The organism is Neomelitea salexigens DSM 19753 (assembly GCF_000422345.1).
Lineage (GTDB): Bacteria > Pseudomonadota > Gammaproteobacteria > Pseudomonadales > Spongiibacteraceae > Spongiibacter > Spongiibacter marinus_A.
This window is the reverse complement of sequence record NZ_AULP01000021.1, coordinates 1-3,732: the sequence shown is the minus strand read 5'-3', so window position 1 is coordinate 3,732 and position 3,732 is coordinate 1. Positions and strand designations below refer to the sequence as shown.

General features: G+C 54.8%; 4 protein-coding genes and 4 tRNA genes. All 8 read left to right on the top strand.

Translation table 11 applies throughout. The annotated features are described in order from the left end of the window. The first annotated feature begins 619 nt into the window (after positions 1-619). Positions 620-1,591: a bifunctional biotin--[acetyl-CoA-carboxylase] ligase/biotin operon repressor BirA gene (gene birA / locus H573_RS0115685; protein WP_027875090.1), complete on the top strand. Its 972-nt coding sequence runs from the start codon at positions 620-622 to the stop codon at positions 1,589-1,591. Then, complete coding sequence (locus H573_RS0115680) at positions 1,591-2,337, top strand: type III pantothenate kinase (RefSeq protein WP_051171377.1); 747 nt, start codon at positions 1,591-1,593, stop codon at positions 2,335-2,337. Before birA ends, H573_RS0115680 begins: the two co-directional genes overlap by 1 nt. After that, a complete protein-coding gene (locus H573_RS19195) occupies positions 2,334-3,053 on the top strand; it encodes an SPOR domain-containing protein (RefSeq protein ID WP_051171376.1) in 720 nt (239 codons plus the stop codon). The genes H573_RS0115680 and H573_RS19195 overlap by 4 nt, the downstream gene beginning before the upstream one ends. A gap of 38 nt (positions 3,054-3,091) precedes the next feature. After that, a tRNA-Thr gene (locus tag H573_RS0115670) sits at positions 3,092-3,167 on the top strand. 87 nt (positions 3,168-3,254) lie between these two features. Further along, positions 3,255-3,338, top strand: a tRNA-Tyr gene (locus H573_RS0115665). Between the two features lie 31 nt (positions 3,339-3,369). Next, positions 3,370-3,443, top strand: a tRNA-Gly gene (locus H573_RS0115660). A 32-nt stretch (positions 3,444-3,475) separates the two neighbouring features. Then, positions 3,476-3,551 (top strand) — tRNA-Thr (locus tag H573_RS0115655). Between the two features lie 80 nt (positions 3,552-3,631). Beyond that, on the top strand, positions 3,632-3,732 hold a 101-nt coding region (locus H573_RS18590), incomplete at its 3' end, for a GTP-binding protein (protein WP_036257037.1).

Here is a 3,732-nt window from a genome sequence, read left to right as displayed (position 1 = left end):
GCCGATGGTAGTGTGGGGATTCCCCATGTGAGAGTAGGTCATCGCCAGGCTTTAATTAAAAACCCGAGGTTCAGTAGAGCCTCGGGTTTTTTTATTTGGGATGCGAGAAACTTCTGCCACTACCTATCGGGCTCATGTGACAGCGCGATGCTCCGCAGGAACCGCGCTGGACGCCGCAGCGCAGTGGAGGCGCCCGAAGTGCCGGAGGCATTGCCTCTGGTCAATGTAGGTCATGCCCAAGGCACTCGCTGCGCCCATCCGGTGCTTCTAAATCAATTGCCAAAATTACACGCTGCGTGTGCAGGCCACACTGAGTGCCCCAGCCGAGTTCGGTTGGGGCACTTTGCTATGTGGCCAAAAAAAAGTTGGGCAACTGGCGACGAGGCCCTACGCGCGAACTGCAGTGGGCACCATACGGTCTAGCCCACGGCACTAGTTGGGCGTTAATCAAAGTGGTCAAAGCACCGTTTCTAGTCATGGGTCACGCTGATCGGAGGTTTATTAGCGCCTAGGTTTTTTTAAGTTGCTGGGCATGCCGCATTATCGCTGGACATCGAGCCAGTCTGTTCAGTTAAAAATTTTGCTATGATCGGCTCTCGATTGCGCGAGGGGATAGGTGTTGAGCACAGAAAAGATACTCCAGGTTTTGGCGGATGGTGAATTCCACTCGGGTGAAGAACTTGGAGCGGCGCTGGGCGTTAGCCGAGCAGCTGTTTGGAAGCAGCTTCAGAAGCTTGAAGCGCTAAATATTGAGCTGGAGTCTCAGAAAGGGCGCGGCTACCGCATCGTTGGAGGCTTGAACTTGCTGTCACGAGATGCCGTGCTGGCTTCTAGCGGTGAAGCATCAAGACCGTTTATAGAGTCCATGGATATTTTTAATGAGCTGGCGTCAACCAATGAAGTCGCGCTAGCAAGGATTGCTGAAGGCGATGCCCATGGATATTGCTGTACTGCCGAGTTGCAGCTCTCCGGAAGGGGGCGGCGGGGCCGGCAGTGGGTGAGCCCGTTTGCCAGAAACCTTTACTTCTCCATGGTTTGGCAATTTCATTCCGGTGCATCGGCGCTAGAAGGTTTGAGTCTTTGTGTTGGTGTGGCGGTTGCACGCGCATTAAAGAACGCCGGGGTAGATGGCGTCGCGCTTAAATGGCCCAATGATATTTTACTCGACGGCCGTAAGCTTGCTGGCATTCTACTAGAGATGCAGGGCGATCCGGCAGGGCTCTGTCAGGTCGTTATTGGTGTTGGGGTGAATGTCAAAATGTCCGGGGCGGACACATCAGGTATTCAACAGCCTTGGGCCGATCTGCGGGGCTACGACATCGCTGATGACAGGAACCGCCTATTGTCTCTATTAATTGACGCCCTAGTTGATGTACTCACGCAGTATAGCCGTGGTGGCTTCGCATTGTACCGGGACGAATGGCAGAGCCTGGATGCTTACCGAGGGCGAGAAGTAATGGTGCAGCTCGGCGATACTTGGGTGAGTGGTGTGGCGGAAGGTGTCGATCAGGGTGGTGGGCTTTTGCTGCGCACCGACAAGGGCACCCGCGTATTCAATGGCGGTGAGGTCAGTTTGAGGAGCTTATCCTGATGTCTGCTGTGGTGTTGGAGCTCGATATCGGTAACAGCTCTGCGAAGTGGCGGGTGTTAGCGCCAGAGCGCCTGGCGGGTGGGCGTATAGTGTTGGCTGATAGCGCCTTGTGCATGCTGCTGGACGAGCATCAAATCTCTGCAATTCGAGTAGGCTCGGTGGCTGGTCAGGCGGTTGAGGATATGGTGTCCGCCGTTGCCAAGCGCTTTGCCATACCTTGCTACTTCGCGCGCAGCCAACCCTTTGGTTGTGGTTTAACGAATAGCTACCAAGACCCTTCAAGGATGGGCGTAGATCGCTGGCTGGCAATGCTGGCAGCTTGGCGCTTAGTACAGAGTGAGGTCATTGTGGTGGATGCAGGCACCGCCCTCACCATTGACCTGGTTGATCGAAATGGTTGTCATTCAGGCGGCTTTATCCTCCCGGGGCGGAGATTGATCCTCGAATCGCTCACTAGCAGCACGGAGAGGGTGCGCTATGACGGGGCGCCTGACGTATCGATCGCGCCGGGCGTAACAACAGCGGAATGCGTTGAGCATGGTAGCTGGCTTTCGCTGTTGTCTGCCATTCGAAGCGTCGTTGCGGATTGTTGCCGCCGAGGCGGTAGGGCGCCCCGCGTTGTACTTACCGGGGGTGATGCGCCTAGCCTGATGCGACTCGCTGGTGAAAGCGACTGGCAACTAAAAGAAGAGTTGGTATTAGACGGCCTAGCGCTTGCCTTCGCCGATGGGGAGGCTGGGAGATGAGGGCCTTATTGTTGGCGCTGATTATGCTGAACGCGGGGTTATACCTCTGGCAGCGGTACGATAGCGGCTATCAGGAGGTCAGTGAGGCAATGGCAACGCCCGACATAAGGGGCAATATCGTTCTATTGTCTGAGCGGGCGGCTGCGCCGGAGGTCTCGGATAGGGCGCGCGACCCAGAGCCGGCGACTGTTTCGAGCATAGATACTGACCTGACGCCGCACCAGAATATTGTTTCACCGACCGCGCCATTAGAGTGTTGGCTGCTGGGGCCTTTTACCACGGTGAGTGAGGACGACTTGCCGGCCGGGCTTGAGTGGCGTCGCGAGGAATATGAGCGCGATGCCGACTACTGGGTCTACCTTGGGCCATACGCTGATGTGGCGGCAGCCAGCGCGATGAGCCGGGAGCTAAAACGCAAGGGTATTGATAGCTATGTGATACGCCGTGGGGAATTAAATAAGGCGGTATCTCTAGGGGTATTTAGCGACGCAAAACGCGCAGAAAAACATCAGCAGCGCATGCGGACTAGGGGTTATGGAGCGGATATCCGCAAAATATCAAAGTTTGCTCAGCGCCTTTGGCTGGTATTAAAAGCCGAGGCTGATAGTGAAATTTATCGCTCTGGCATTGCCTATTTGCAGGGGCAGGCCGGAGAAGGGCAAACAGTAGAGAAAAAAAGCTGCAATCGCATTGCGTCTTACAAAGAGTTCGACTAGAATGCCGCCCTCGTTCGAAAGCGACGTGCTAGAAATGTGCTGGCGTAGCTCAGTTGGTAGAGCAGCTGACTTGTAATCAGCCGGTCGGGGGTTCGACTCCTCTCGCCAGCTCCACTTTTCTAAGCGCTGTAGAGTTCATAGCTTGCAATATAAAGAATTGACAAGTTATTGCTGCATAAGCAGAATGTTTCGCTCTTTCGAGGTGGGGTTCCCGAGTGGCCAAAGGGATCAGACTGTAAATCTGACGCGCAAGCTTCGGTGGTTCGAATCCACCCCCCACCACCATTATTTAGATGTACCAGCGGAAGGTTTTTCAGCGGGTATAGTTCAATGGTAGAACCTCAGCCTTCCAAGCTGATGGTGCGGGTTCGATTCCCGCTACCCGCTCCAGTTTCGCGCTGGCTGATGTAAAGGTTAGCGGTGCTCATATAGCTCAGTCGGTAGAGCACTTCCTTGGTAAGGAAGAGGTCACCGGTTCAAGTCCGGTTATGAGCTCCAATTTTTGGCGACAAAAGCCCAGGGTGGTTTTTGTCTTTTTGTAGTGACTTGACGAAAAGGTCCGCTAGGAGGCTGTCGCAATGGCGAAGGAAAAATTTGAACGTAGTAAGCCCCACGTCAACGTGGGCACCATCGGTCACGTTGACCATGGTAAAACGACTCTGACTGCAGCGCTGACGCG

What these genes read in the sequence shown, in the direction of transcription:
- H573_RS0115680 (WP_051171377.1), top strand. Translation starts at nt 1,591, where the DNA reads ATGTCTGCTGTGGTGTTGGAGCTCGATATCGGTAACAGCTCTGCGAAG.
- H573_RS19195 (WP_051171376.1), top strand. Translation starts at nt 2,334, where the DNA reads ATGAGGGCCTTATTGTTGGCGCTGATTATGCTGAACGCGGGGTTATAC.